This is a genomic window from Thalassobacter sp. HA4-2 (genome assembly GCF_055693705.1).
On the sequence record NZ_JBVFUK010000001.1, the window covers coordinates 2,470,991 to 2,495,785 of the forward strand.

The window sequence follows — 24,795 nt, forward strand, 5'->3', positions numbered from 1 at the left end:
GATGAATAATTTCCTTACAGAAGACACGGGCGCCGTGACCGTCGATTGGGTCGTTTTGACCGCCGCCCTTGTGGGCCTCGGATTGGCCGTTATGGGCGTTGTGAGCGACGGGGTCGAAGACCTGTCCGGCGACACCGCGAGCGCGTTGGAAAACGATCGCATCATTCAAACCAATTTCAACGAGGCCCCGACCATTGTGGCTCTGAGCCTCTGGGATGGTTCGATTACACTTGGAGAGTGTGCGGCAACCAAAACAGGCACAGGGGTCTGTACCCCTACGATCAAACGCTCGAACGACCGGTTCTGGACGAGCGATGGCACACTCTGGGTGCGCGAGACCGAACAGATCAACAGCGAAGTGCCAACCGTGACGTGGAAAGACCACACCGGACGCGAGGTCGCCGCCCATGAGGTGCCCGACATCCCAGAGGGCCTGCCGTTTTCCTTTGACGGCACTCTGGAGGAGTGATGAACATGTGTAATTTCCTTAAAGAAGACACGGGCGCCGTGACCGTCGATTGGGTCGTTTTGACCGCTGCTGTGGTGGGCCTTGGGTTGGCGGCCATGGGCGTGGTCAGCACCGGGGTCGAAGATGTATCGGAAGATATCGAAGCTCAGCTGAAATCCAACGACATCATCAAGACCAGCTTTCTGCCGCCCCCCTTCATCTTGCAAAGCGTCAGCGACGGCATTGGAAACCTGACCGAACAGGTTTGCGTGGATAACCCGGATTGGCAAACCAATGGCGGCTATCCCACGGAATGTAGCGACAAGTATTTCAACGCCTACTACTACAAGGCGACCGACGGCACCAAAGTCACCAAGAAGGTTCAAAAGGAATCGCAATGGGGCCAAGAGATCGAGGGCAGCGCAGTCTGGCTGGATGCCGAGGGCGAAGAACTGACCTACGTGCCGGAACAAGCGGCAAACTTTTTCGTAGACAACGGAATGGGAGGCTAGGCCCTAATGCATCCTACGAACATCTCCAACACCACTTTCTTGGGATCTGAAACCGGTGCCGTAACCGTCGATTGGGTCGTTTTGACCGCGGCTGTGGTTGGCCTTGGGTTGGCGGCCATGAGTGTCGTTAATACAGGCATCAAGGACACCACAACCGATATCGCATCGGCCCTGACCACGAAGACGATCATCAATACCACCTTTGATCCGGTGAAGCCGCAGGTTGTCGGGCGGAACTTCAACAAATACGCCCGGAACGAGCGGGACCGGACCACGAACCGCGTGCTGTGGCAGGAAAATTGCAGCGGCTATGACATGTCCGACGGGACTGAGTGGCGCAATTGTTCCAAGACATTCGCGGATGGCTCGCCCACGGAATACTATTGGTCCTCGACCGAGTTCGGCACGCTTCCGATTGATGCCGTGGAGATCCCCGGAACTTGACGGGCACGGTCCAGGCCTTGGGCGCGCGCGCCGTCGGTGTGAACTGGCTGGTGCTGGGCGTGGGTCTGGCCGGGTTGAAGATGGCGGCCCTTGGCGGGGCGGCCCCGCTGGTCCCCGATGCGGACACGCTGTTGCAGGTACGCGAGGCGCCTTTACCCGGCGCGCCACCCGCGTGGGTGGACGATCTGCCCGCAGGGTACAAATGGGGCTTGGCGGTGCAATCCGTCTAGCCCCCAAGACGCCTCCGGCGCGTATGCGGCACACCGGGACGGAACAAACGATAGATAAGAGAAACGGAAAATGAAGAATTTTTACACAGACGAAACAGGTGCCGTGACCGTGGATTAGGTTGTTCTGACCGCCGCCGTGGTCGGGCTGGGCTTGGCCGCGATGGGTGTGGTCAGCAACGGAATTGAAAACCTGTCGGATGATATCGACACGGAACTCAAACGCAATGACATCATTCAGACCGCCTTCGCCAATCCTGCGGCAATGATTGCAGGCTATTCACAGGTGCGCGGATACGCCCAAACCTTTACGGGCTTTTGCAGCTTTGACGCGTCCACCGGGAATGGCATTTGTACGCCCGGCTACTACCAGACATGCGGTTACATGGTCATGCAAGATGATAGCTCGATCCGGGTTTGTGTGAATGCGCCGTCTTGGGACACGCCGGCCTATGAGGGGTTCTTTGAAACGCTGGATGGCGAACGTATCGCGCCACCCGACAACCTTGACGATTTTTCCTCTTGGGGCAGTTACACGGGCAACGAAGACTTCTGGCTTCAACCCGAAGCATAAGGACGCCGCGCCCTGTGCCTGCGACCCAAGGCCCCGCCCCAAGGTTTAGAACGGGGGCGGGGCCTTGCGCATCTGCACCCCCTCCCCTAACACGCGTCCAAGCCAAAATGGGGGGACCCATGTCCAAACGTCTTGTGATGAAATTCGGCGGCACGTCTGTCGCCAACCTTGACCGGATCCGCCGGGCCGCGAAACGCGTGGGCGTCGAGGTGGCCAAGGGCTACGAGGTGATCGTGATCGTCTCGGCCATGTCCGGCAAAACCAACGAGCTTGTGGGTTGGGTCGGCGAAACCTCGCCCTTGTATGACGCCCGCGAATACGACGCCGTGGTGTCGTCGGGGGAAAACGTCACGGCCGGGTTGATGGCCCTGATCCTGCAGGACATGGACGTGCCCGCGCGCAGCTGGCAGGGCTGGCAAGTGCCGGTCCTGACCACCGAGGCCCATTCCAACGCCCGGATCGAGGAGATCCCCCCGCCAATCTGGACGCCAAGTTTGCCGAAGGCATGAAGGTCGCTGTCGTGGCAGGCTTCCAGGGCATTTCGCCCGAGGGGCGCATCACCACCCTGGGACGCGGCGGGTCCGACACAACCGCCGTGGCCTTTGCCGCGGCCTTTGGCGCGGAACGCTGTGACATCTACACGGATGTGGACGGGGTCTATACGACCGACCCGCGCATCACCTCCAAGGCGCGCAAGCTGGACCGCATCAGCTTTGAAGAGATGTTGGAACTTGCAAGCCTGGGGGCCAAGGTGTTGCAGACCCGGTCGGTCGAGCTGGCCATGCGGTACAAGGTGCGCCTGCGGGTGCTGAGCAGTTTTGAAGAACAATCGGATGACGCGGGCACCCTTGTGTGCGACGAGGAGGACATCATGGAAAGCAATGTTGTGGCCGGTGTGGCCTATTCCCGGGACGAGGCACAGATGACGCTGGTGTCCGTGGCCGACCGTCCCGGCGTCTCGGCGGCGATCTTTGGCCCCTTGGCCGAGGCCGGCGTGAACGTGGACATGATCGTGCAGAACATCTCGGAAGATGGGCGCACGGACATGACATTCTCCCTGCCCATCGACCAAGTCATGCGCGCCGAACGGGCCATGACCGAGGCCAAGGAAGTCGGGTCCATCAACTTCCATGGGCTGGTCAGCAACACCGAGGTCGCCAAGGTCTCCATCGTGGGCATCGGCATGCGGTCCCACGCAGGCGTCGCCGCCAAGATGTTCCAGACCCTGTCGGACGAAAACATCAACATCAAGGTGATCACCACCTCCGAAATCAAGGTCAGCGTGCTGATCGACCGCAAGTACATGGAACTGGCGGTCCAATCCCTGCACGACGCGTTCGAGCTGCAAAAAGCCTGAGTGCGCCACAGCTTAGCCCGGAACGCTGGCCCCACCCCTCCTCCTCATTGTTCCCCAAATACCCTCGGGGGAGGCGCGCAGCGCCGGGGGCAGCGCCCCCAAAACATCGCGTGCGGCGCAGCCGCCCTTTAGGCTGTGACCAGCACCGACATGCCCGCCATGATCACGACCGCCCAGCCCAGGCGGCGCTTCAACTGGCCCTCGCCCAACAACAGGCTGCCCGCCAGAACGCTCAGCAACACGCTGACCTCGCGCACGGGGGCCACGTAGGACACGGGCGTGAAGGTCAGGGCATAAAGCACCAGCATATAGGCCAGCGGGTTGAATGCCGCGATGATGATCACAGCGCCCCGGTGGTCGCGCCAGAACCGGGCCACGGCGGCGGTGTTGCGCGCGGCGATCGGGGCCATCAGCACCGTGCGCCCGATGCTGGAGGCATAGTCGATCAGAATGGGCGAGATCAGCAGGACCGACACGGCATAGGCGTCCCACGCCGTGTAGCTGCCGATCAGCAGCCCGGCCGACAGGCCAAACACCAGCGACGCAGGCGCGCGCTGTGCACCGGGCCGCACGCCCCCGTCAGCATCAGCACCCCGAATATGATCACCCCGGCCCCGAGGGCCATTTGCGGGGTCACCACCTCGCCCAGCAGCACAACGGCGAATGTGGTCGACAGGATCGGCCCCGTCGCCCGCGCCGTGGGGTACACCAACGACAGATCGCCGTGGCGATACCCGATCTGCAGCAAAACGAAATACGCCATGTGCAGGGCCACGCTGCCGACGATAAAGCCCCATTGCCACAGGTCAAACTCGGGCCGCGTGGTCACCACCACCCAGATCGCCACGGGCAGATACATCACCGCCGAGACGGCTGAGAACAGCCAGATCAACTCGGCCCCGCCGCCCAGCCGCTTGACGTGGAAATTCCATGTGGCATGGCAAAACGCAGCCGCAAGGACGAGGGCAAAGCCGAAAAGGGACATGGGGCAACCTTCATGTGCAACGCGCCCCTCGCTTTGGGACTGACCTTGGGGTACCTTAGGGTCAGGAGAACGCCAATGCCGACCACGACCACAGACACCGAATCCCGCAAGTTGTTGCGCAGTCTCAAGGCCGTGATGGCCGAGGATACCGGCGCGCAGGAACGTCTGGACCAGATCACTGGCATCTTGGCGGCCAGCCTTCGCACCGAGGTGTGCAGCATCTATCTGCATCTGGACCCCGAAACGCTGGAGTTGTGCGCGACCACCGGCCTGAATGCCGAGGCTGTGCACGTCACCCGCATGCGCGTGGGCGAAGGGCTGGTAGGCCGCGCCGCCAAAAACCGCGCAGCGATCAACACGGCCAAGGCCCCGGCGGAACCGGGCTATCGCTACATGCCCGAAACCGGCGAAGAAGTCTTCTCGGGCTTTTGTTCCGTGCCGATCCAGCGTTTGGGCGAAAATCTCGGCGTGCTGGTGGTCCAGTCGCGCGACGCGCGGCTTTACACCGACGACGAGGTCTATGCCCTTGAGGTCGTGGCCATGGTTTTGGCCGAGATGACGGAACTGGGTGCCTTTGTCGGCGAGGGCGAGGCGCTGAAGGCCCGCCATCAGGCGCAGCACATGTTCCGGGGGAGTGTCGCGCAGGAAGGGGCCAGCGAGGGCGTGGTCTTTCTGCACAACCCGCGCGTGGTTATCACTAACCCCGTCGCCGAAGACCCCCACGAAGAATTGCGCCGCCTGCACGAGGCGGTGGACGCCCTGCGCGTGAGTGTGGATGCCATGCTGAAAGGTGCGCGGGGGGACAAGGAACAGACAGAGGTGTTCGAGGCCTACCGGATGTTCGCCAATTCGCGCAGTTGGCTGCGCCGGATGGAGGAAGACATCGGCCTTGGTCTGAGCGCCGAGGCGGCGGTGGAAAAGGAACAATCCAACGCCCGCGCCCGCATGGCAACCGTGCCCGACCCCTACATCCGCGAACGCATGGCCGATCTGGACGACCTGTCCAACCGCCTGCTGCATAAGCTGACGGGACAAGGGCGCGCCGGGCTGGACACCCTGCCCGACAACGCCGTTCTGGTGGCCCGCAACATCGGCCCCGGCGAGTTGTTGGAATACGGGCGGTCCCTGCGCGGCGTGGTCTTGGAGGAAGGCAGCGTCGGCAGTCACGCGGCCATTGTCGCCCGCGCATGGGCCATCCCCCTGATCATCAACGCCAAGGGCATCACCACAGAGGCGCTTTCAGGCGATTCGATCCTTGTGGACGGCGAACAGGGGATCGTGCACCTGCGCCCCGACGACACCGTGCGGGCCGCCTTCCAGGACAAGTTGGCCATGGTGGCGCAGGCCCAGGAACGCTATGCCTCGATCCGCGACAAGCCTGCGATGACCCAATGCGGGCGCCACATCCCGCTGATGATGAATGCGGGCCTGATGGCGGACCTGCCCTCCCTGCCCACCTCGGGGGCCGAAGGGGTGGGCCTGTTCCGCACAGAGTTGCAATTCCTGACCCGCAACAAGGTGCCCCGTCGCGGCGAGTTGGCGGCGCTTTATGCCCGTGTGATGGATGCCGCGGGCGACAAGCGCGTGATCTTCCGCACCCTCGATATCGGGTCGGACAAGGTACTGCCTTACATGAAACCTCAGGACGAACCGAACCCCGCCCTGGGCTGGCGCGCGATCCGCGTGGGCTTGGACAAGAAGGGCGTCATGCGGATGCAGTTACAGGCGCTGTTGCGCGCAGCGAACGGGCGGCCCCTGTCGGTCATGTTCCCCTTCATCGCCCAGCTGGAGGAATTCGTCGAGGCGCGCGAGGCGCTGTTGCTGGAGATGCACCGGGAGCGGGGCCTGAAACACGAGGTGCCGTCGGATTTGAAGATCGGGGCGATGTTGGAAACCCCCTCCATGGCGTTTGCGCCCCGGCGGTTCTTCGAGCTGGCGGATTTCATATCCATCGGCGGCAACGACCTGAAACAGTTCTTCTTTGCCGCCGACCGCGAGAACGAGCGGGTGCGCAAACGCTATGACACCCTGAATGTCAGTTTCCTGACCCTGATCGAACAGATCGTGGATCGGTGCCGCGAGACGAACACCCCCGTCAGCTTTTGTGGCGAAGACGCAGGCCGACCGATCGAGGCGATGTGCCTTGTGGCGATGGGAGTGGATACCCTGTCCATGCGGCCCGCCAGCATCGGCCCGGTCAAACATCTGTTGCGGCGCACGGATCTGGACGAGGCCCGCGCGGTGATCGACGCCGCCCGCCTGAGCGGGGTGCAATCCGTGCGCGGGGCGGTGATGGATTGGCTGAACAGGGGCGGTTAGGCGCAGTAGGTCGCGGCTTCGTCCACCCACCATGCAACCAGGACAAACGCCGCGACCCATGGGAGGAGACCCCCTCAGGTCCCCTACCACCTTCAAAAGCTATCACGCTTATAGTCCCGAATCCTTGATCTCGATCAATCGCTGCGCCGCGGCACCGGTTTTGTTGGCTCTGGCGGTTTGCATACTGACCTCCTTTTACGCTTTAGTGAGAAAAAAGGAGCGTTCCATGACCCCCAACGTCCAAGCCTTTTTCGACGATGCCACCAATACCATCAGCTACATCGTGGCGGATCCCGGGGGGCAGGCCTGCGCCATTATCGACAGTGTGCTGGATTATGACGCAGCCGCCGGGCGGACAGCGACCGACAGCGCAGACAGGATCATCGCGGCCGTACAGGACCAGGGCCTGCGGGTGGAATGGATCCTTGAGACCCATGTGCACGCGGACCACCTGTCCGCCGCCCCCTACCTGCAACAGGCCTTGGGCGGCAATATCGGCATCGGGGCCGAGATCACGACCGTGCAGGACACCTTTGGCAAGGTGTTCAACGAAGGCACAGAGTTCCAGCGCGATGGCAGCCAGTTCGACGCCCTGCTGCGCGAGGGCGAAAGCCTGCACATCGGCCAGATGCGCGCCGATGTGATGCACACGCCGGGACATACGCCAGCCTGCCTGACCTATGTGATCGGGGACGCGGCCTTTGTGGGCGATACCCTGTTCATGCCCGATTTCGGGACCGCGCGTTGTGATTTTCCCGGCGGGTCGGCCAGCGATCTGTACCGCTCCATCCAGCGCATCCTGTCCTTGCCGGACGAGACCCGCATCTTCGTGGGCCACGACTACAAGGCCCCGGGGCGCGACGCCTACGCGTGGGAGACGACCGTGGCCGAACAAAAGGCCCTGAACGTGCACGTCGGGGCCGGACGCTCTATCGAGGCGTTCGTTGCCATGCGCGAGGACCGGGACGCGGAACTGGGCATGCCGCGCTTGATCCTGCCGTCGTTGCAGGTGAACATGCGCGCAGGACACATGCCGCCTGCGGACAAAGACGGCAAAGTGTATCTGAAAATCCCCGTGAACGGGGTGTAGGGGGCGTTATGATGGACTGGGTGTATGGGCTGGCTGGCGGGCTGATGATCGGCACGGCGGCGGCCTTCTATTTGTTGAACAACGGGCGGATCATGGGGGCCAGCGGCATCCTGGGGTCGGTGGTGGACCGGTCTGCCAAGGGCGGGGCCCTGTGGGAACGGCTGGCCTTTCTGCTGGGCCTGATCGCCGTCCCCGCTGTCGTGGTTTGGGCCACGGGCGCGCGGTCCACCTACCTGACAGACAGTTGGGCCGTGATTGTCGTCGCCGGGCTGCTGGTGGGGATCGGGACGCGGCTGGCCAACGGCTGCACCTCCGGGCACGGGGTGTGCGGGATCTCGCGCCTGTCGGTGCGCGGGATCGCGGCGACCCTGATCTATCTGCTGGCTGGGGCTGCCATGATGCTGGCCGCGCGCCACGGGCTGGGGATCATATGATGGGCCGCCTTGTTGTGGCCCTTCTGTCGGGCGGGTTGTTCGGCGTCGGACTTGTGGTGTCGGGCATGACCGACACGCGCAAGGTGCAAGGCTGGCTGGATGTGTTCGGCGCATGGGATCCGACGCTGGCCTTTGTGCTGGGCGGTGCCATCCTGCCCATGGCGGTGGCGTGGCAGATCGCGCGCAGACGCGCGGCGGCGGGCGCTGGCCCCACCATGGGCGGCAGCTTTCCGGCCCGTCCTGACCCGCGCATAGACCCCAAGCTGGCCACGGGATCGGTCCTGTTCGGCGCAGGCTGGGCATTGGCGGGGCTGTGCCCCGGCCCGGCCCTCGCATCGCTGTCTTTTGGCGGCTGGGGCGGTTTGATCTTTTTCGCCAGCATGGCGGCGGGCATGATCGCCACGCCCCATCTGCGCGCCCGTATCTGGAACAAGGAAGACCCTGAATGGACCTAAGACCGATCACCGACGGCTTTGCCGCCGCCCCGCAGCTGGAACCGGGGGACATGGCCACGCTCGCGGCCCAAGGGATCACGACCGTGATCTGCAATCGCCCCGAGATGGAGGTGCCCCCGCCCCTGCAAGCCCAAGCCATGCAAGCCGCCGCAGAGGCGGCAGGGCTGTCGTTCGTCTTCAACCCCGTGAACGGCGCCGCCATGACCATGGACAATGTCGAAGAACAAGCCGAGGCAATTGCCGGCAGCGAAGGCGGAGTGGTCGCCTACTGCGCGTCGGGCACACGCTCGGCGGTCATGTGGGCGCTGGCCATGGCCGGAGAGATGGAGACCGACGCGATCCTGGAGGCCACGGCAAAGGCGGGTTATCCGCTGGACGGGTTCCGGGGCCAGATCGACGCCCTGGCCGCTCAGAAATGACCGGGAAACGCGGGCCAGATGCCCCTCCCGCGCGCCGTTGGCACGGGTCTTCGCCGGCGCGCCGTTGGCACGGGTCTTCGCCGGCGCGCCGTTGGCACGACATGGGCGGCACCGCAGCAGGCGCGATCCCAGATACAGAGCATGACTTCGCCCTTTGGGAAAAGCGGGTGGACGCCCTGATGATCCTGGGATCCGGGGCGGGGCATTTCACCGTGGACGGGCTGCGCCGCGCCCTTGAGGATATGGGTGAGCAGGCCTTTGAGGACATGTCCTACTACGAACGCTGGATCGCCGCGATCAACCAAAACCTGTTGGAGGCGGGTGTCTACTCGGTCGAGGAGCTTGCCGCCAAGATGGACGAGGTCGCCGCCCGCGGGCAGACCTATGGCGACGCACAAGATGGCTGAGCGGGTCCGCGTGCGTTGCTGGGCCCCACCGGGCCACGTGCGCTGCCCTTGGTATCTGCGCGGCAAGGTCGGCGAGATCGAACGGTCCTTGGGGTCATTCCCGAACCCGGAACAACTCGCCTACGCCCTGCCCGCCCCCGCAAAAGATCTGCACCGCGTGCGCTTTACCATGGCAGAGGTTTGGGGGCCGCAGGCAGAGGCCCCGGGCGATGTGATCGAAGCCGAGATTTACGCGCACTGGTTGGAACCGGCCTAGGGGGCGCTGCCCCCGCGCCTGCCCCCCGAGGGTATCTTTCGCCCAAAGACGCCGGGGCCTGTCCTACAGGATATCCGGCGTGATGTGGATCACCGTGGGGCCAGGATGGTCCAGCGCCTGTGCCACAGCATCGCGCAGGGCGGCGAGCGTTGCCGGGGTGACAGCGGCGGCCCCGTAAGCCCGCGCGAGGGCTGTGAAATCGGGGTTGCGGGCGACCACGGCATTGGGCGGAATTTGGGCGGCGATCATGCTGTCCTCAATCTCGGCCAGTTTGGCGTTGTCCCACAGCAGGATCGGCAAGGGGCGGGCCAGTTCCACGGCCGTGCCCAATTCCTGCACCGTATACTGGATCCCGTAATCCCCGATCATCGCCACAACGGGCGTATCTGCCAGAGCCGCCTTGCCGCCAATCGCCGCCGGCAGCGCGTACCCCAGCGTGCCAAAGCCCGTGGGGTGGTGCCATTGCCCCGGCGCAGCCATGTCCCACGTGTCGCAGGCCGTATATGCAAACTGGGTCATGTCCGAGAAGATATGCGCCTCGTGCGGCAGGACGCCGTGTACAGTGTCAAGGATGGGTTGGATGCCCGGACGCTCTGCCATGGCTTCGGCCCTGTTGGCGGCGCGGGTGGCCGTGGCCTCGGCCGGGGTCCAGTCGGTGGTGCCCTTTGCGATCCTTGCCAGCGCCGTCAGGGCCATGGCCGCATCCGCTTGGATCGTGAGGTCTGCGCGCTGCAAATCGCCCAACACAGACGGATCAATGTCAATACGGATCAGGGGGCAGGTATGGCCAAGGTGGGTGCGCCAAAGCTCCGCCTCGCCCAGTTCCGTGCCCACGGCGATCACAAGATCCGCCTGTGCAATCACCCGCTGCGTGGCACTGCGCCCTAGGCTGCTGCCAAAGTACAGCGCGTCGTCTGGCGCGGCAATGCCCTTGCCGGCAAAGGTGGTCAGGCTGGCCGCCCCCGTCTGGGACAGGATGGCGCGTGCCGCCTGCGCCCCGCGCGCCGCACCGCCGCCAAAGATGAACAGCGGGCGTTTGGCTTGGGCCAGATGCTCGGCCACTGGGGTCATGTCGGGCGTGCCTGGCTGCGTCGCAGACCTGGGGGGCGGTGCGGCCTCCGCCATGGCGCCAAGCGTGGCAATGGGGACGGTGATGTGTTTGGGGCGCGGACGACCTGCGTTGAACTCCGCAAACGCACAGTCGATCAGGCCATAGGCCGCCGTGGCATCCGTGGCCCGGGCCGACCAGTCACAGACCGTGGCCGCAGCGCCCACCTGATCCCGCATCTGGTGCAACTGACCGCGCCGCGCCGCGTCCTCGTCCAGACACGAGGTCACGGCCAGCACCGGCACGCTGTCCGAATAGGCCTGCCCAAGTGGCGTCAGCATGTTGGTCAGCCCGGGGCCAGAGATGCCGTAGCACACGCCGACGCGCCCGCTGGCCCGGGCATAGCCGTCGGCCATGAAGCCCGCGCCCTGTTCGTGGCGCGCGAGGATATGGGTGATCCCTGCCTCGGCAATGCCGCGATACATCTCGACGTTGTGCACGCCGGGGATCCCAAAGATCGTCTCCACCCCACGCGCGGCGAGGGCATGAGAAATTTGAGCGCCGAGGGGGCGTTGCACCATGATCAGGTCCTCCAGAAGCGGGCGGTAAACAGAACGTAGACAACCAACAGTTCCAGCCGCCCGATCAGCATACCTGCGGCCAACAACCACTTGGCGGTATCATTCAGCGCACCGAAGTTGCCTGCGGGGCCGATTTGATCCCCCAGCCCCGGCCCTACGTTGGCCAGCGCAGTTGCGGCGCCCGACAGGGCGGTGATGAAGTCGAGCCCCGTCAGGGCCAGCAGGACCGACAGCACGCCCACGGACACCACGAACAGCACAAAGAACGCCATGACCGAAGACAACACATCGTCCGACACGCGTCGCCCCTCGAACCGCACAAAGAATATCCCGCGCGGAGAGTGGATGCGCCGCACATGAACCGCGATGGCGGCCAGCAGGATCTGGTAGCGGAATATCTTGATCGAACAGGCAGTGGACCCGGCGCAGCCCCCGATCAGCCCCGCGAAGAAGAGGGCGACAACCGCCAGCGCCCCCCATTGCATGTAGTCCGCGCTGGCGTAGCCGGTGCCTGTCAGGATCGACACGGAGTTGAAAAGGGCTGCGCGAAAGGCACCCTCGCCGCCCCCGTCCGTCAGCCACAAAAGGGCGGTCATGGCGGTCACCAGCACGGCGGCCACGCAGAAAAAGGCGCGCACCTGGCTGTCGTGCAACAAGGGCTGCGCCGTGCCCGCCGCCAGCTGAACGAAGCGTACGAACGGCAGGGCGGCCAGCATCATGAACACCACCGCCACGTATTGCACCGCCGGACCGAACGCCCCAAACGACGCGTCGCTGTTGGCGAAACCGCCCGTCGCAACGGTGGTCATGGCATGGATGATCGCATCAAAGGGCTGCATCCCGGCGGCAAGGTAGGCAAAAGCGCAGGCGGCGGTGATCGCCAGATAGATTGACGAGATGGAGGCCGAGATTTCCGTGGCCCGGGGCAGGATCTTGCCAAAGGTGTCGAACCCTTCGGACCGGAAAATCTGCATCCCCCCGATGCGCAGTTCGGGCAGGAACACCATGGCGACCACGATGACCCCGATGCCGCCAAACCATTGCAACATGCCCCGCCACAGCAACAGGCCCTCTGGCAGGTCCTGCAAACCGCTGAACACCGTTGACCCGGTGGTGGTCAGGCCCGACATCGCCTCGAAAAAGGCGTCCACGGCCCGGGCCTCTGTCGCCCCAAAGGCAAAGGGGAGCGCGGCGAAGATCGGTAGGGACAGCCAGACGCCCACGGTCAGCAAAAAGGTTTGTTGCAGGGTCAGGCGCGTGCGGTCGGCATTGGCGCAGGACAGGGTCAGGGCAAGACCGGTCAGGATGGAGATCGCGGCACTTTCGGCAAAGGCGAACCAGTGCCCGTTGCCCGCCCACAGGTCCAGGGTCATTGGCACCGCCATGGCGACCCCAAAGGCTGCGACCAACAGGCCGATCACATATCCAACGGGACGCACATCCAACATGCCCGCAGGTTTGGGCGCGCGCGGGGGCAAAGTCAAGCGAGCAGGCCGTACCCCAAACTCGCGCCGGCCGCGACACCGAGGGTTGCGCCAAGACCAGCCCGGGGCAGCAGGACGGCAGCCAACGCCACCAAAGCAAGGATGTGCCATTGGACGGCGTTCCAGATCGGGACCTCCAACGCCCATGGCCCGGGGCGGGTTTCGTCAAAAGTAACGTGGACCGAAAACCACAGGCCAAGGTTGGCAATCACCCCCACCACCGCCGCCGTAATCCCCGCAAGCGCCGCCGAGACGCGCGGCATGGACCCCAATCGGTCAACGTAAGGCGCGCCCACGAATACGAACAGGAAACACGGGGCAAAGGTCGCCCACAGCGTCACGACGCCTGCAGCCACCGCCAGCGCGGGCGGTACGGCGGTCATCCCGACAAACTGCGTGACAAGGATCAGGGGGCCGGGGGTGGTTTCGGCCAGTCCCAACCCGTCGATCATCTGCTGCGGCGTCAGCCAGCCGCGCCCCTCCACCACGACTTGGGCCATATAGGCCAACAGGGCGTAGGCCCCGCCAAAGCTAACCACGGCCAACCACGAGAAAAACTTGGCCAGATCGCCCAATACGGTCGGGGCAAAGGCTATGACCGCGCACAAAGGCACCCACCATACCGCAGTCCACAGGGCGGCGGTGCGCAAGGTTGTGCGCAAGGAAATCGGGGCAGCGGCAGGCTCTGCCTGCGCCACAGGCATGCACGTCCACCCGCACAGGGCCGCGACAGCCAGAACAACCGGAAACGGCACCCCTGCCACGAACAGTGCGACAAAGGCCGCGATTGCAAGGCCGATCGCCACGCCCCCGACCAACACCCGCCGCCCCAGCCGCCAGATCGCGAGGGCAACCAACACAAGCACAGTGGCCTTGACGCCGTCAAAGGCGCTTTGCACCAAGGGATGCGCCCCGAATGAACCGTAAAGCAGCGCCAACAGCCCGACCACGATCGCCCCGGGCAGTACGAACAATCCGCCCGCGATCAATCCACCGGGCACGCCGCGCAACCGCCAGCCTGCGTAGGTGGCCAGCTGCATCGCCTCTGGCCCGGGCAACAGGGTGCAGAAGCCAAGGGCGCGCACGAACTCCGGCGCGGACAGCCAGTCGCGCCGGGCGACCAACTCATCCTCCATCAGGGCAATCTGTGCTGCAGGCCCCCCGAAGGACATAACGCCAATGCGTCCGAACACACGTAACAGTTTCGAATAGCTGACCATGCCCTGCCCTACCCGGAAGAAGACCCTTGATGCAAAGCAACAAAGTTCTTTCTTCTTTGGGCGTGAAATACCCCGGAGGGGGTCTGGGGAGGCAACGCCTCCCCAGCGGGTCGCCGTCAGGCGAAACACCTAACCTGTGTGGAACAAAGTCTGGAACAGGCGCGGGTCCAGGGATTGGGCCGCAAAGGTCGGCCCTTCGGTCAGGACCGAAATGGCATCATGGCTGTGCAGGCTTTCCTGATGGCTGGCCACCACGCGGAAATCGCCCACACGTCCGTCTGCCTTCAGCTGCGCGCAGAACGACCGGGCTGCGTCTTCGACAAAAATCGGGTTGGCGGCGTTGAGTTCCGCAAAGGCTTGCTCGTCTTCGCGTTTGACCATGACTTGCGTCTCGGTGGGCACGGCAGCGCGGCACAGCTCAATAAGGTCCTCGAACCAAAGCACGTCCGCGCCGACGACTTCGACCGACACACGGGCGACGGAACGTTGGGAATGCGGCGTGGCCAACTGTCCCCGGGTCATGCGGGCATGTTCGGACAGTTCCAAAGAACACGGACAAGTCGACGAATAGACATAGTCGAGATGCACGAACTTCTGGCGCACACCGCCACTGTCCACGACCTCTAGGGCCAAATCGTAGTACTGGAACCCAGACAGGCCCGACCGTAGGCTTGCGACTTTCATGGGAAACGAGAAGCGCATCTGGATACGGGCGTCGAAGCTGCCGAGGTCCGATTTGTAGTCGTCCAGCGTCGCCTCGATGACACCGAAGCTGAACGTTTCCTCGGCACGGCGGTAGAACGTGCGCATGATCCGGGACATGTTGATGCCCTTTTTCTCGGCCTCAAGGCTGACGGACCCGGTCACCGAGGTCTCTAGGGTCAGATCTCCGTTGTCGCGCGTGTGGTACTGGATCGGCAGGCGGAAGTTCGAAATCCCCACATGCTGGATCAGTTGCTTTTCGCCCCGTATCAGGCTGGAGGGCCCGTTCTGAAGATCAGGCAAACTGTCTTTGTAGGCACCATCCACCGCGAAGTCTTCGGGGTAGGCGCGGGCAAGATTTGGATAATCGGCAGCTGGCCCGGGCAACAGGCGCGCCACGGCGGGGTCCAACGCCTCGACCTGTGCGTCGCTGGCCACGGTAAGCCAGCGTTTCAGTGTTGCGAGGGCGGCTTCGGCCTCTGCTTCGTTCGGTTGGCGGTCAATTTCCGGTGCGTGGATGTTCATTTCATCCCTCCCTAACGGTTCGCGCAATCTTTGATATGGGGCCAAGTCCGCCATATTCCAATTACCTACGGTATACGGCCTCCAAGCGGGGCCGGTTCACAAATTGTTCAGGAAATGTGCAAAAAACGACATCGCCGGGCGGATCGTCCCAACAATATCATGGTTTCACAGTGTTTTACAGCGCTGCCCACGCAAAGTGTCAGACAAGTCTGACAGCCCTTATGCCGCGTCTAATGCGCCTAGAACATCTGCGATCAGATCGTCTGTACCCTCCAGCCCGACCGAAAAGCGGATCAGGCCGTCCGTGATCCCAAGGTCGGCCTTTTGATCATCGGGCAGGCGTTGGTGCGTCGTGGTGGCGGGGTGGGTGGCAATAGACTTCGCGTCCCCGAGGTTGTTGGAAATCACCGCAATCTCAAGCGCATTGAGAAACCGGAACGCCGCCTCTTTGCCGCCCTTTACATCCAGCGCAATCACAGTGCCGCCCTTGTCCATCTGACCCATGGCAAGCGTGTGGTGCGGGTGACTGGGCAGGCCGGGATAAAGCACGCGATTCACCTTGGCGTGCCCCTCCAACGCGGCTGCAATGGCAAGTGCGCTATCGGCTTGGGCGTTCACTCGAAGGTGCAGGTGTTCGAGCCCTTTGACCATGACCCAGGCGTTGAACGGCGACATCGCCCCGCCGGTGTGTTTCAGGTAAGGCTCGACCGTTTTGCGGATGAAGTCCTGGGTGCCGCAGATTACGCCGCCCAGACAGCGCCCCTGCCCGTCGATATGTTTTGTGGTGGAATAGACCACGACGTCCGCGCCCTGTTCCACGGCGTGACTGAAGCACGGGGTGGCAAAGACGTTGTCCACGATCACAGTCGCCCCCACCGCGTGGGCCAGATCGGCCACGGCGCGCAGGTCAATGACCTCCAGGGTTGGGTTCGACACGGTTTCAAAAAACACGGCCTTGGTGTCGGGCCGGATGGCGGCGGCCCAGGCGTCGAGGTCCGTTCCGTCCACAAAGGTCACGTCGACGCCGTAGCGGGTCAGCACTTCCTCCAAAATATACAGGCACGACCCGAACAGCGCCCGGGCAGAGACGATGTGATCGCCCGCCTTGAGCATGGACACCAGCGCCCCATTGACCGCCGCCATGCCAGAGGCAGTGGCGAACGCGTCTTCGGTGCCTTCGATGCTGGCGATCCGATCCTCGAACATGGCCACGGTCGGGTTACCATAGCGGGCGTAGATGAAGTCTTCGCGGGAGGCATTGAGGAACCGTTCCTCGGCTGCCTCCGCCGTGGGGTAGACGAACCCTTGGGTCAAAAACATCGCCTCGGACACCTCGCCATATTGGCTGCGGCGCACCCCGGCGTGCACGGCACGGGTCTGGGGCGAGAGTGTACGGTTCGGGTTTTGGTCTTTCATCGCGTCGGTCCTTTGCATGCCATCCCCGTTTCGGGGGCCCCGGTCAAAGGGGCCAGGCATCTGGGCCGCCCTTTTTAGCGGTTTTTTTACCGAGGGCCGCAATCCGGTCAAATCCCCTCGGACTGCGAGCTATCCCCTTGGCACATAGCTGTCAACGCCAGCCGGTCGGGCATTACACCGCAGCCTATGCAAAGGGGGAAAAATTCGCCAATTGTATCAGAATTGACGTATGGACTCGCAAAGCGGCACAGGGCTGCATAGTCTAAAGGACAAATGTCGTTGACGGGTGGGAAACAAAGTGGGTCTCGAACAACTGCGCAAGTTTAGCTTTATCGCCTTGATGGTTCTGGTCGTCATGGCCTCTGTCGGTGCATTGGACGGGCGTATCTGATGGCGCAACGGTTTGGTGGGGCCCATAGCCCCGGCGCAAGCAAAGGCAGCGCAAGCCCTTTGGCTGGCAAGACCCCCCGACGATATCTGGCCCGGGTCAGGTTACTGTTCATTGTCCCCCTGCCCCTGTTGTTCATCGCGCTTGGCAAGGCGCCCGTTGCAATGGCCGTGGATATCATGGCCTGCGCCCTGCTGATCCTCGCGGCGTGGCTGCTGCAAGAGGGGATCCGCGCCGAAGACGCCTACAACGACCGCAAGGTGGCACGACGCCCCGCCATTCCGCGCAAGATCTTTGCCAGCGGTCTGACGGGTATCGGTGTCATGCTGGCCGCGATGGACGGAATATCGGGCCTGTTCAACGGGATTGGGTTCGGCGTGATCGCCGCTGCCCTGCACAGTTTTACCTTTGGGTTTGACCCGATGAAGAACAAGGGGATGGAAGGGATCGACACCTTTCAAACCGAACGTGTGGCCGAGGCGATCGAGAAGGCAGAGGCGCTTTTGGCCGAAATCGAGGACGCCGCCCTGCGCGCCCGAGACCGCAGTGTCATGGATCGCGTTGCGACCTTTCAGGCCACAGCCCGGGATATGTTCCGCACGGTCGAGGATGATCCGCGTGACCTGTCTGCCGCCCGCAAGTTTCTGGGCATCTACCTGCGCGCCGCACGGGACGCGACGGTCAAGTTTGTGGACATCTTTGCGGCCAGCCGAGACGAAAGCGCACGCGCTGACTACTACGCTCTGCTGGACGATCTGGAGGGCAGCTTTGCCGCCAAACGCGAACGCCTGATGCTGGCGGACAAACAGGATCTGGATATCGAAATCGAAGTACTGCGGGACCGTTTGAAACGAGATGGCCTGCTTATCAGGGACGAAGGGGATTTGTCATGAAAACGCAAACACACGAGGCGGCAAGCGCCTTGGTCGCAGAGGTTGAAGCCGTGGCAAATGCCACCCTGCCGGAACCCGCGAACGCGCTGGTCCCGCTGGCCGAGGCGGAGCCGCCCGTGGCCGAAGGCATCCGCAAGCGAATGAACGAGATCGACATCTCCAACACCGAGACGATCATCGCCTTCGGGTCCTCTGCCCAGGTGGAGTTGCAAGAGATCAGCCAAGCCATGCTGGCGGATGTCAAAAACAAGGATGTCGGTCCTGCGGGCGACAGCCTGCGGTCCATGGTCACCACGATCCGCGGCTTTTCGGTTACGGAACTGGACGTGCGGCGCAAGCGGTCTTGGTGGGAAAAACTGCTGGGCCGGGCCGCGCCCTTTGCCAATTTCATGGCACGCTACGAGGATGTGCAGGGCCAGATCGACAAGATCACCGACACGCTGGAAAGCCACGAACAGGTCCTGCTCAAAGACATCAAATCGCTGGATAAGCTCTACGAAAAGACCCTCGACTTCTATCACGAATTGGCCTTGTACATCACCGCCGGTGAAGAAAAGCTGGCTGAGTTGGACGCCACAGTGATCCCCGCCAAAGAAGCCGAGGTCGCCGCCGCACCACAGGATGATCAGGTCCTCAAGGCGCAAGAGTTGCGCGACATGCGCGCCGCCCGCGACGATCTGGAACGCCGGGTGCACGACCTGAAACTGACCCGTCAGGTGACGATGCAGTCGCTGCCCTCGATCCGGTTGGTGCAGGAAAACGACAAGTCGCTGGTGACCAAGATCAACTCGACCCTCGTAAACACCGTGCCCCTTTGGGAAACGCAACTGGCGCAAGCGGTTACCATCCAACGCTCCCGCGAGGCAGCAGAGGCGGTGCGCGATGCCAATGATCTGACCAATGAATTGCTGACCTCGAACGCGGCCAACCTGCGCGAAACCAACAAGGTTATTCGCGAAGAGATGGAGCGCGGCGTGTTTGACATCGACGCCGTGCGTCAGGCGAACGAAGACCTTGTCGCCACCATCAACGAAAGCCTGCAAATCGCGGACGAAGGCAAGGCCCGCCGCGCCGCCGCCGAGGCCGAATTGCAGAAGATGGAAGGCGAGCTGCGCGATACGCTGGCCAGCGCCAAGGCCCGCAAGGACGGTGTCGGGTCCAACGTCGGCACATCGGCCTGATCTGAATGGTTGCAGCCCCTGGCAAAAAGCTTCTGCTGGCCCTGCCCTTTGTGGTGGGGCTGGCGGCCTGTACCCCGGCCCCGCCGCCCGTCGCACCAGCGCCACCGCCCCCGACGGAGGTGGCGATGCCTGCGCCCATGGAGCCGTCCCAGACCAGTGCCAGTGCGAAGCGATACTATCAGAACAACGAACGCCGTGGGTTGGCACGCGGTCTGCTGCGCCAAGACGGCGGTGGTGCCGATGCGCCATTCAACGCGGCGGACTTGGCCGCGAACTTCACCCGGGTGGCCCTGTTCAACGAATACGCACAGGTCAATGGGCGTTTTATCCAAGGGGCGAATGAGCGCGCCTTACGGCGCTGGACACAGCCCGTGCGCATGAAGATACACTTCGGCCCCTCTGCCACCGACGCCATGCGGGCCAAGGATACGGCCAACGTCAAACGCTATGCCGCACGCCTCGCGCGGCTGACGGGACACCCGATTTCGGTCACCAACGATGCGCGGGCGGCAAACTACCATATCTTCGTTGTATCGATGGACGAACAAGCGGCGCTCGGCCCTGCCATCCACGCTGTGGAACCCGCACTGTCCAAAAGCACGGTGCACGAAATCACCACCCTTGGCCGCAACAACTACTGCGCCGTTTTCGCAAGTTCTACGGCGGCGAACATCAACGTCTATGTTTCTGCCATCGCTTTAATCCGGACAGAACTGCCCGATCTGATGCGCCTGAGCTGTTATCACGAGGAATTGGCCCAGGGCCTTGGCCTGACCAACGACAGCCCCGCTGCGCGTCCGTCGATCTTTAACGACGACGAAGAATTCGCGCTGCTGACGACCCACGACGAGTACCTTTTGCGCATGCTCTACAGCCGTCGCCTAAGCCCCGGCATGACCAGCGCGCAAGCCTACCCCATCATCCAACAGCTGGCGCAGAGTTATCTGCCCGGTCGATCCTAACATCCGGAGGCCACCATGCCGATTTTCGACTTCCTCTCTGGCCAATTCATCGACGTCATCCACTGGACCGACGACAGCCGGGACACCATGGTCAGCCGCTTTGAACGTGAAGGGCACGAAATCAAGTATGGTGCCAAGCTGACCGTTCGCGAGGGTCAGGCCGCCGTGTTCATCCACGAGGGGCAGCTGGCCGACGTCTTTACCCCCGGGCTGTACATGTTGGAAACCAACAACATGCCAATCATGACCACCTTGCAGCACTGGGACCACGGCTTCAAATCGCCCTTCAAGTCCGAGATCTACTTTGTGAACACCAATCGGTTCACGGATTTGAAATGGGGCACCAAGAACCCGATCACCCTGCGCGACCCTGAATTTGGCCCTGTACGTCTGCGGGCCTTTGGGACCTACTCTGTCAAAGTCGCCGATGCTGCCAAGTTCCTGACGGAGATTGTGGGGACGGATGGGGATTTCACCACCGACGAGATCAGCTTCCAAATCCGCAACATCATCGTGCAAGAGGCATCCCGCGCTTTGGCCGCCAGCCGCATCCCCGTTCTGGACATGGCCGCAAACACCGGTGATCTGGGCAAGCTGATCGCCGCACAGATCAGCCAGACGATTGCCGATTACGGCCTGACCCTGCCAGAACTCTACATCGAAAACGTCAGCCTGCCCCCGGCGGTAGAAGAGGCGTTGGACAAGCGCACCTCTATGGGTGTGATTGGGGACTTGAACAAATACCAGCAATTCGCCACCGCCGAGGCCATGCAGGCCGCCGCAACCACGCCGAACTCTGGCATGGGGGCGGGGCTCGGTATGGGCATGGGGATGGGGATGGCCCAAGCCATGGCACAGCCCGGACCGTGGGGCGCACGCCCTGCCGCAGCGGCACCGCCCCCACCACCGCCGCCCGTCGAACACGTTTGGCACATCGCCGAAAACGGCGCGACCAAGGGTCCGTTCAGCAAGGCCGCACTGGGTCGTATGGTCACCGGGGGCGAGCTGACCCGAGACACAATGGTCTGGACCCAAGGCCAAGACGGCTGGATGAAGGCGGGCGATGTCACTGAACTGGCCCAACTGTTCACCGTCATGCCGCCCCCACCGCCCCCGGGCGTTTAGGCGTTGCATGGGCTTCGGGCGCGCTTGGCAAAGGTGCGCCCGCGCCTATCTTCTGCTCAAACAGGAGATCTCACGATGGCCAACGCCCTACCTCGTCATGCGCGCTCCGTGCGCCGCAACATCACAATGGTGCTGCACTGGACCTTGTTTCTGCTGGTCTGGACCATCGCGCTGGCCGGTCGCGCCACAACAAATCCGCCGCCTGAATGGTTGGGCCCCGCTTACGCTATTGTTGGCGGTCTGTTTGTTGGGCTGGCCGTGATCTTTGGCATGTTGAACAAACCGGGCCCCAAGCTGAAAGGTTGGATCAGACCGGCCCATGTCTGGGCTCACCGCGCGCTTTACGCTCTGGTCGCGTGGTCAGCGGCTGCTTACGCCGCCACATGGTATGGCACGCCCCTGCCCGGCTATACGGGGCGGGAGCTGATCCCGGCTGTTCTAGCCGCGACGATGCTGCACGCGGTCTACCATATGTGGCGGCACACCACCCTGCTGGATGGTGCCTTGCGCCTGATGACGCCCAAGGCGATACATAAAATACTATGACACCACTTGATCACCGCTTTCCCTGTGACGCCTGTGGCGCAGACCTGCGCTTTGACGCAAATGCCGAGCAGCTAAGCTGTGATCACTGCGGCAACACGCAAGCCATCCCGCGCGCAACCGCCCGCCCGATCCAAGAGATCGACATCCGCGAAGGCCTGCGCAGCAAGGACGTGGAAATCGAAGAAACGCGTGTTTCCAAATGCCCCAACTGCGCCGCGCAAGTTGAATTTGACCCAGACGTCCACGCCACCGAATGTCCCTTTTGCGCGACACCGGTCGTCACGGACACCGGCACACACAGGCACATCAAACCCGCCGGCCTTGTGCCCTTCGCCCTAGAGGAAGACACCGCGCGCGAAGCCATGAAAGACTGGCTGGGTGGGCTGTGGTTCGCGCCAAACGGGTTGCAGGCCTACGCCCGCAAAGGCCGCAAGATGCAGGGCATCTACGTGCCCTATTGGACCTATGACGCCCAGACACAGACCAGCTACACGGGGCAACGGGGCGATACCTACTACGAACGCCAAACGGTGATCCGCGACGGCAAGCGTGTGTCGATCCGCGTGGCCAAGATCCGCTGGCGGCCCGCGCGCGGGCGGGTGCAGCGGTTCTTTGACGATGTTCTAGTCCTCGGCTCTCGCAGTTTGCCGAAACGGTTCACCGATGCGCTGGCCCCTTGGGACCTATCGGGCCTGACACCTTACGCGCCCGCCTATCTGGCCGGGTTCCGGGCCGAGGGTTACACCGTTGATCTGGAGGATGGTCTGGACGAGGCGCAAACGATCATGGACGCCATCATAACCCGCGACATCCGCATGGATATCGGCGGCGACCACCAGCGGATTTCCAACGCTCAAACGCGCATGACCGACGTCACCTTCAAGCACATCCTGCTGCCGGTATGGCTGGCTGCCTATAAGTACCGAGGGCAGACCTACCGCTTTGTGGTCAATGGACAATCCGGGCGGGTACAGGGGGAGCGTCCATACTCCGCATGGAAAATCGGTTTTGCTGTGCTCGTCGGGCTGGTCTTAGCGGTCGCGCTTGGCTATATGTTTGCGCTAACAGAACCCGGGAATTTTTGAGCCATGATCCTCTGCGCGGGCGAAGCCCTTATTGATATGTTGCCACGGACCACGACCGAAGGGGGGACCGCCTTTGCCCCCCACTCTGGCGGGGCGGTGTTCAATACAGCCGTGGGATTGGGGCGCTTGGGCGAAGAGGTGGCGTTTTTCGCGGGCCTGTCAACGGATCTGTTCGGCACCCAACTGGAGGCCGACCTGACAGCCTCCAAAGTGCAATCACGCGCGGCGCGGTCTGATCGGCCCACCACCTTGGCCTTTGTGGAACTGGTGGACGGACACGCACGCTACGCGTTTTATGACGAGAACACTGCCGGACGTATGTTGACCGAGGCTGACTTGCCCGACATAACCGACTGCGACGCGCTGTTCTTTGGCGGCATCTCGTTGGTCGCGGAACCCGCAGCGGATGCCTATGCGGCCCTTTGTGCCCAAGCGTCCGACAAGCTGGTGATGATTGACCCCAACATCCGCCCCACTTTCATCAAGGAAGAGGCCCGCTATCGCACGCGATTGAACGGCATGTTGGCCCATGCTGATATCGTAAAGCTGTCTGACGAAGATCTGGACTGGCTGAACGGCGGTGATGTTGCGGCTGTTCTGGCGCAGGGGCCCAAGGTCGTCTGCATCACCGAAGGATCCAAAGGCGTCACGGCCCATACGGCGCGCGGCGCGGTCTTTGTGGCCGCGAACAAAGCGACCGTGGTCGACACAGTGGGCGCAGGCGACACGTTCAACGCAGGGTTTCTGGCGGGACTGTCGCGGGCGGGACTGCTGTCCAAGGCGGCCGTGGTTGACTTGAATGACGATGCGCTGCGTGCGGCGTTGTCGCTTGGCGCCAAGGTGGCCGCGATTGTCGTGGCGCGCGCCGGGGCCAACCCGCCTTGGGCAGACGAGCTGACGTGAAAGCGCTGATCCAAAGGGTTCGCGAGGCGCAGGTACATGTGGATGGCGCGCTAATCGGTCGAACCGGTGCAGGACTGCTGATCCTCGTCTGTGCGATGGACGGCGATACCGAAGCCAACGCAGAGGCGCTGGCTGCCAAGATCGCAAAACTGCGCGTATTCAAGGACGATGCAGGCAAGATGAACCGCAGCCTGTTGGACACGGGCGGGGGCGCATTGGTCGTGTCACAATTCACCCTGGCCGCCGACACATCGCGCGGCAACCGGCCCGGGTTTTCGGCAGCCGCGGCACCTGAATTGGGCGAGCGGCTGTATCAACACTTTGCCCTGTCCCTGCGCGATTTGGGTGTCACGGTCGAAACGGGTCAATTTGGGGCCGATATGGCCGTCAGCTTGATCAACGATGGCCCCGTGACCATGATGATCGAACGATGAGCGTCGGCACCCACGTCCTGTTGGATCACTGGGGCGGGCGGTTCTTGACAGATCTGCAAGAAATGGAAATGGCCCTGCGTGCCGCTGCCGAGGCGGCGCGCGCCTCGGTTCTGGGTGCGCATTTTCATCCGTTCGAGGGCGGTGGGCTGACGGGGGTGCTGCTGTTGGCCGAAAGTCACATCACCGTTCACACATGGCCCGAGCATGACTACGCAGCCCTCGACATCTTTATGTGCGGTAGGGCGAATATAGATACGGCGCTGGAAGTGCTGGAGGCGCGATTGCGTCCAGCAAAATCACGCATCACACGTGTAGAGCGCGGGGCGAAGGGGGCTCTACCGCCAGCCTAGCGACCTCCCCCTTGGGCATTTGGGG

At 63.0% G+C, this 24,795-nt stretch carries 28 protein-coding genes, 1 pseudogene and 1 riboswitch; of the genes and pseudogenes, 22 read left to right on the forward strand and 7 right to left on the reverse strand.

Going from position 1 to position 24,795, the window contains the following annotated elements; translation table 11 throughout:
• The first annotated feature begins 1 nt into the window (after position 1).
• The 6 genes and pseudogenes from ACZ1G0_RS12435 to ACZ1G0_RS12460 all read left to right on the forward strand — a co-directional run bounded on the left by ACZ1G0_RS12435 (position 2) and on the right by ACZ1G0_RS12460 (position 3,562).
• Positions 2–469, forward strand: coding sequence for a hypothetical protein (locus tag ACZ1G0_RS12435; RefSeq protein WP_472737225.1), 468 nt, complete (start codon positions 2–4; stop codon positions 467–469).
• Positions 470–474: 5 nt separating this feature from the next.
• The gene (locus tag ACZ1G0_RS12440; protein WP_472737226.1) at positions 475–960 is read left to right on the forward strand and encodes a hypothetical protein; all 486 of its coding nucleotides are present in this window, start codon (positions 475–477) and stop codon (positions 958–960) included.
• A gap of 6 nt (positions 961–966) precedes the next feature.
• Positions 967–1,404, forward strand: coding sequence for a hypothetical protein (locus ACZ1G0_RS12445; protein ID WP_472737227.1), 438 nt, complete (start codon positions 967–969; stop codon positions 1,402–1,404).
• Positions 1,401–1,634 carry a hypothetical protein gene (locus ACZ1G0_RS12450; protein WP_472737228.1) on the forward strand — a complete coding sequence of 78 codons (234 nt, stop codon included), beginning with the start codon at positions 1,401–1,403 and terminating at the stop codon, positions 1,632–1,634. The genes ACZ1G0_RS12445 and ACZ1G0_RS12450 overlap by 4 nt, the downstream gene beginning before the upstream one ends.
• A gap of 136 nt (positions 1,635–1,770) precedes the next feature.
• On the forward strand, positions 1,771–2,205 hold the full coding sequence (locus ACZ1G0_RS12455) for a hypothetical protein (protein WP_472737229.1): 435 nt from the start codon (positions 1,771–1,773) through the stop codon (positions 2,203–2,205).
• A gap of 119 nt (positions 2,206–2,324) precedes the next feature.
• Positions 2,325–3,562 (forward strand): annotated as a pseudogene (locus ACZ1G0_RS12460) (aspartate kinase).
• Between the two features lie 128 nt (positions 3,563–3,690).
• On the opposite strand, the gene ACZ1G0_RS12465 reads toward ACZ1G0_RS12460, so the two are convergent.
• Both ACZ1G0_RS12465 and ACZ1G0_RS12470 read right to left on the reverse strand, forming a co-directional pair.
• Positions 3,691–4,098, reverse strand: coding sequence for an EamA family transporter (locus tag ACZ1G0_RS12465; protein ID WP_472737230.1), 408 nt, complete (start codon positions 4,096–4,098; stop codon positions 3,691–3,693).
• On the reverse strand, positions 4,071–4,547 hold the full coding sequence (locus ACZ1G0_RS12470; protein ID WP_472737231.1) for an EamA family transporter: 477 nt from the start codon (positions 4,545–4,547) through the stop codon (positions 4,071–4,073). Before ACZ1G0_RS12470 ends, ACZ1G0_RS12465 begins: the two co-directional genes overlap by 28 nt.
• 75 nt (positions 4,548–4,622) lie before the next feature.
• Here ACZ1G0_RS12470 and ptsP point away from each other — a divergent pair, with 75 nt between their 5' ends.
• The 7 genes from ptsP to ACZ1G0_RS12505 all read left to right on the forward strand — a co-directional run bounded on the left by ptsP (position 4,623) and on the right by ACZ1G0_RS12505 (position 9,927).
• Positions 4,623–6,866, forward strand: coding sequence for a phosphoenolpyruvate--protein phosphotransferase (gene ptsP, locus ACZ1G0_RS12475; protein ID WP_472737232.1), 2,244 nt, complete (start codon positions 4,623–4,625; stop codon positions 6,864–6,866).
• A 226-nt stretch (positions 6,867–7,092) separates the two neighbouring features.
• Positions 7,093–7,956, forward strand: a complete 864-nt coding sequence (locus ACZ1G0_RS12480) for an MBL fold metallo-hydrolase (protein ID WP_472737233.1) — start codon at positions 7,093–7,095, stop codon at positions 7,954–7,956.
• A gap of 11 nt (positions 7,957–7,967) precedes the next feature.
• Positions 7,968–8,390, forward strand: a complete 423-nt coding sequence (locus ACZ1G0_RS12485) for a YeeE/YedE family protein (protein WP_472737234.1) — start codon at positions 7,968–7,970, stop codon at positions 8,388–8,390.
• Entirely contained in the window at positions 8,390–8,845 is a 456-nt protein-coding gene (locus tag ACZ1G0_RS12490; RefSeq protein ID WP_472737235.1) for a DUF6691 family protein, read from the forward strand. Before ACZ1G0_RS12485 ends, ACZ1G0_RS12490 begins: the two co-directional genes overlap by 1 nt.
• Entirely contained in the window at positions 8,836–9,264 is a 429-nt protein-coding gene (locus tag ACZ1G0_RS12495; protein ID WP_472737236.1) for a protein tyrosine phosphatase family protein, read from the forward strand. The genes ACZ1G0_RS12490 and ACZ1G0_RS12495 overlap by 10 nt, the downstream gene beginning before the upstream one ends.
• Positions 9,265–9,365: 101 nt before the next feature.
• Positions 9,366–9,671, forward strand: coding sequence for a ScnB-like protein (locus ACZ1G0_RS12500; RefSeq protein ID WP_472737237.1), 306 nt, complete (start codon positions 9,366–9,368; stop codon positions 9,669–9,671).
• On the forward strand, positions 9,649–9,927 hold the full coding sequence (locus tag ACZ1G0_RS12505; RefSeq protein WP_472737238.1) for an SH3-like domain-containing protein: 279 nt from the start codon (positions 9,649–9,651) through the stop codon (positions 9,925–9,927). Before ACZ1G0_RS12500 ends, ACZ1G0_RS12505 begins: the two co-directional genes overlap by 23 nt.
• Positions 9,928–9,990: 63 nt before the next feature.
• Here ACZ1G0_RS12505 and ACZ1G0_RS12510 read toward each other — a convergent pair whose 3' ends face one another.
• From ACZ1G0_RS12510 to metZ, 5 genes are all read right to left on the reverse strand, one after another.
• Positions 9,991–11,556: a thiamine pyrophosphate-binding protein gene (locus tag ACZ1G0_RS12510; RefSeq protein WP_472737239.1), complete on the reverse strand. Its 1,566-nt coding sequence runs from the start codon at positions 11,554–11,556 to the stop codon at positions 9,991–9,993.
• 2 nt (positions 11,557–11,558) lie between these two features.
• On the reverse strand, positions 11,559–13,004 hold the full coding sequence (locus tag ACZ1G0_RS12515) for a TrkH family potassium uptake protein (protein ID WP_472737240.1): 1,446 nt from the start codon (positions 13,002–13,004) through the stop codon (positions 11,559–11,561).
• Between the two features lie 32 nt (positions 13,005–13,036).
• Complete coding sequence (gene chrA / locus ACZ1G0_RS12520; protein ID WP_472737241.1) at positions 13,037–14,260, reverse strand: chromate efflux transporter; 1,224 nt, start codon at positions 14,258–14,260, stop codon at positions 13,037–13,039.
• Positions 14,261–14,389: 129 nt separating this feature from the next.
• Positions 14,390–15,487: a GTP cyclohydrolase FolE2 gene (folE2, locus tag ACZ1G0_RS12525; RefSeq protein ID WP_472737242.1), complete on the reverse strand. Its 1,098-nt coding sequence runs from the start codon at positions 15,485–15,487 to the stop codon at positions 14,390–14,392.
• 219 nt (positions 15,488–15,706) lie between these two features.
• Positions 15,707–16,903: an O-succinylhomoserine sulfhydrylase gene (gene metZ / locus ACZ1G0_RS12530; protein ID WP_472737243.1), complete on the reverse strand. Its 1,197-nt coding sequence runs from the start codon at positions 16,901–16,903 to the stop codon at positions 15,707–15,709.
• 53 nt (positions 16,904–16,956) lie between these two features.
• Positions 16,957–17,032: riboswitch (SAM riboswitch) on the reverse strand.
• A gap of 261 nt (positions 17,033–17,293) precedes the next feature.
• Between metZ and ACZ1G0_RS12535 the strand changes: the two genes are divergently transcribed.
• From ACZ1G0_RS12535 to speD, 9 genes are all read left to right on the forward strand, one after another.
• Positions 17,294–18,184, forward strand: a complete 891-nt coding sequence (locus tag ACZ1G0_RS12535) for a 5-bromo-4-chloroindolyl phosphate hydrolysis family protein (protein ID WP_472737244.1) — start codon at positions 17,294–17,296, stop codon at positions 18,182–18,184.
• Entirely contained in the window at positions 18,181–19,365 is a 1,185-nt protein-coding gene (locus tag ACZ1G0_RS12540) for a toxic anion resistance protein (protein WP_472737245.1), read from the forward strand. The genes ACZ1G0_RS12535 and ACZ1G0_RS12540 overlap by 4 nt, the downstream gene beginning before the upstream one ends.
• A gap of 5 nt (positions 19,366–19,370) precedes the next feature.
• A complete protein-coding gene (locus tag ACZ1G0_RS12545) occupies positions 19,371–20,327 on the forward strand; it encodes a DUF2927 domain-containing protein (RefSeq protein ID WP_472737246.1) in 957 nt (318 codons plus the stop codon).
• Positions 20,328–20,342: 15 nt separating this feature from the next.
• A complete protein-coding gene (locus tag ACZ1G0_RS12550) occupies positions 20,343–21,452 on the forward strand; it encodes an SPFH domain-containing protein (protein ID WP_472737247.1) in 1,110 nt (369 codons plus the stop codon).
• Between the two features lie 75 nt (positions 21,453–21,527).
• Positions 21,528–21,998 (forward strand): hypothetical protein, encoded by a 471-nt coding sequence (locus ACZ1G0_RS12555; RefSeq protein WP_472737248.1) that lies wholly within the window; start codon positions 21,528–21,530, stop codon positions 21,996–21,998.
• The gene (locus ACZ1G0_RS12560; RefSeq protein WP_472737249.1) at positions 21,995–23,083 is read left to right on the forward strand and encodes a TFIIB-type zinc ribbon-containing protein; all 1,089 of its coding nucleotides are present in this window, start codon (positions 21,995–21,997) and stop codon (positions 23,081–23,083) included. Before ACZ1G0_RS12555 ends, ACZ1G0_RS12560 begins: the two co-directional genes overlap by 4 nt.
• Positions 23,084–23,086: 3 nt before the next feature.
• Positions 23,087–23,986: a carbohydrate kinase family protein gene (locus tag ACZ1G0_RS12565; protein ID WP_472737250.1), complete on the forward strand. Its 900-nt coding sequence runs from the start codon at positions 23,087–23,089 to the stop codon at positions 23,984–23,986.
• Entirely contained in the window at positions 23,983–24,420 is a 438-nt protein-coding gene (gene dtd, locus ACZ1G0_RS12570) for a D-aminoacyl-tRNA deacylase (RefSeq protein ID WP_472737251.1), read from the forward strand. Before ACZ1G0_RS12565 ends, dtd begins: the two co-directional genes overlap by 4 nt.
• Positions 24,417–24,770 carry an adenosylmethionine decarboxylase gene (speD, locus tag ACZ1G0_RS12575; RefSeq protein ID WP_472737252.1) on the forward strand — a complete coding sequence of 118 codons (354 nt, stop codon included), beginning with the start codon at positions 24,417–24,419 and terminating at the stop codon, positions 24,768–24,770. Before dtd ends, speD begins: the two co-directional genes overlap by 4 nt.
• Positions 24,771–24,795: the final 25 nt, after the last annotated feature.

Bases quoted from the DNA above. Each gene is read 5' to 3' on its own strand.
- ACZ1G0_RS12565 (WP_472737250.1), top strand. From the start codon at position 23,087: ATGATCCTCTGCGCGGGCGAAGCCCTTATTGATATGTTGCCACGGACC.
- ACZ1G0_RS12510 (WP_472737239.1), bottom strand. From the start codon at position 11,556: ATGGTGCAACGCCCCCTCGGCGCTCAAATTTCTCATGCCCTCGCCGCG.
- metZ (WP_472737243.1), bottom strand. From the start codon at position 16,903: ATGAAAGACCAAAACCCGAACCGTACACTCTCGCCCCAGACCCGTGCC.
- ACZ1G0_RS12485 (WP_472737234.1), top strand. From the start codon at position 7,968: ATGGACTGGGTGTATGGGCTGGCTGGCGGGCTGATGATCGGCACGGCG.
- chrA (WP_472737241.1), bottom strand. From the start codon at position 14,260: ATGGTCAGCTATTCGAAACTGTTACGTGTGTTCGGACGCATTGGCGTT.
- ACZ1G0_RS12495 (WP_472737236.1), top strand. From the start codon at position 8,836: ATGGACCTAAGACCGATCACCGACGGCTTTGCCGCCGCCCCGCAGCTG.
- folE2 (WP_472737242.1), bottom strand. From the start codon at position 15,487: ATGAACATCCACGCACCGGAAATTGACCGCCAACCGAACGAAGCAGAG.
- ACZ1G0_RS12505 (WP_472737238.1), top strand. From the start codon at position 9,649: ATGGCGACGCACAAGATGGCTGAGCGGGTCCGCGTGCGTTGCTGGGCC.
- ACZ1G0_RS12490 (WP_472737235.1), top strand. From the start codon at position 8,390: ATGGGCCGCCTTGTTGTGGCCCTTCTGTCGGGCGGGTTGTTCGGCGTC.
- ACZ1G0_RS12560 (WP_472737249.1), top strand. From the start codon at position 21,995: ATGACACCACTTGATCACCGCTTTCCCTGTGACGCCTGTGGCGCAGAC.
- ACZ1G0_RS12550 (WP_472737247.1), top strand. From the start codon at position 20,343: ATGCCGATTTTCGACTTCCTCTCTGGCCAATTCATCGACGTCATCCAC.
- ACZ1G0_RS12440 (WP_472737226.1), top strand. From the start codon at position 475: ATGTGTAATTTCCTTAAAGAAGACACGGGCGCCGTGACCGTCGATTGG.
- ACZ1G0_RS12500 (WP_472737237.1), top strand. From the start codon at position 9,366: ATGGGCGGCACCGCAGCAGGCGCGATCCCAGATACAGAGCATGACTTC.
- ACZ1G0_RS12555 (WP_472737248.1), top strand. From the start codon at position 21,528: ATGGCCAACGCCCTACCTCGTCATGCGCGCTCCGTGCGCCGCAACATC.
- speD (WP_472737252.1), top strand. From the start codon at position 24,417: ATGAGCGTCGGCACCCACGTCCTGTTGGATCACTGGGGCGGGCGGTTC.
- ACZ1G0_RS12535 (WP_472737244.1), top strand. From the start codon at position 17,294: ATGGCGCAACGGTTTGGTGGGGCCCATAGCCCCGGCGCAAGCAAAGGC.
- ACZ1G0_RS12545 (WP_472737246.1), top strand. From the start codon at position 19,371: ATGGTTGCAGCCCCTGGCAAAAAGCTTCTGCTGGCCCTGCCCTTTGTG.
- ACZ1G0_RS12515 (WP_472737240.1), bottom strand. From the start codon at position 13,004: ATGTTGGATGTGCGTCCCGTTGGATATGTGATCGGCCTGTTGGTCGCA.
- ptsP (WP_472737232.1), top strand. From the start codon at position 4,623: ATGCCGACCACGACCACAGACACCGAATCCCGCAAGTTGTTGCGCAGT.
- ACZ1G0_RS12540 (WP_472737245.1), top strand. From the start codon at position 18,181: ATGAAAACGCAAACACACGAGGCGGCAAGCGCCTTGGTCGCAGAGGTT.
- ACZ1G0_RS12480 (WP_472737233.1), top strand. From the start codon at position 7,093: ATGACCCCCAACGTCCAAGCCTTTTTCGACGATGCCACCAATACCATC.
- ACZ1G0_RS12435 (WP_472737225.1), top strand. From the start codon at position 2: ATGAATAATTTCCTTACAGAAGACACGGGCGCCGTGACCGTCGATTGG.
- ACZ1G0_RS12445 (WP_472737227.1), top strand. From the start codon at position 967: ATGCATCCTACGAACATCTCCAACACCACTTTCTTGGGATCTGAAACC.
- ACZ1G0_RS12470 (WP_472737231.1), bottom strand. From the start codon at position 4,547: ATGTCCCTTTTCGGCTTTGCCCTCGTCCTTGCGGCTGCGTTTTGCCAT.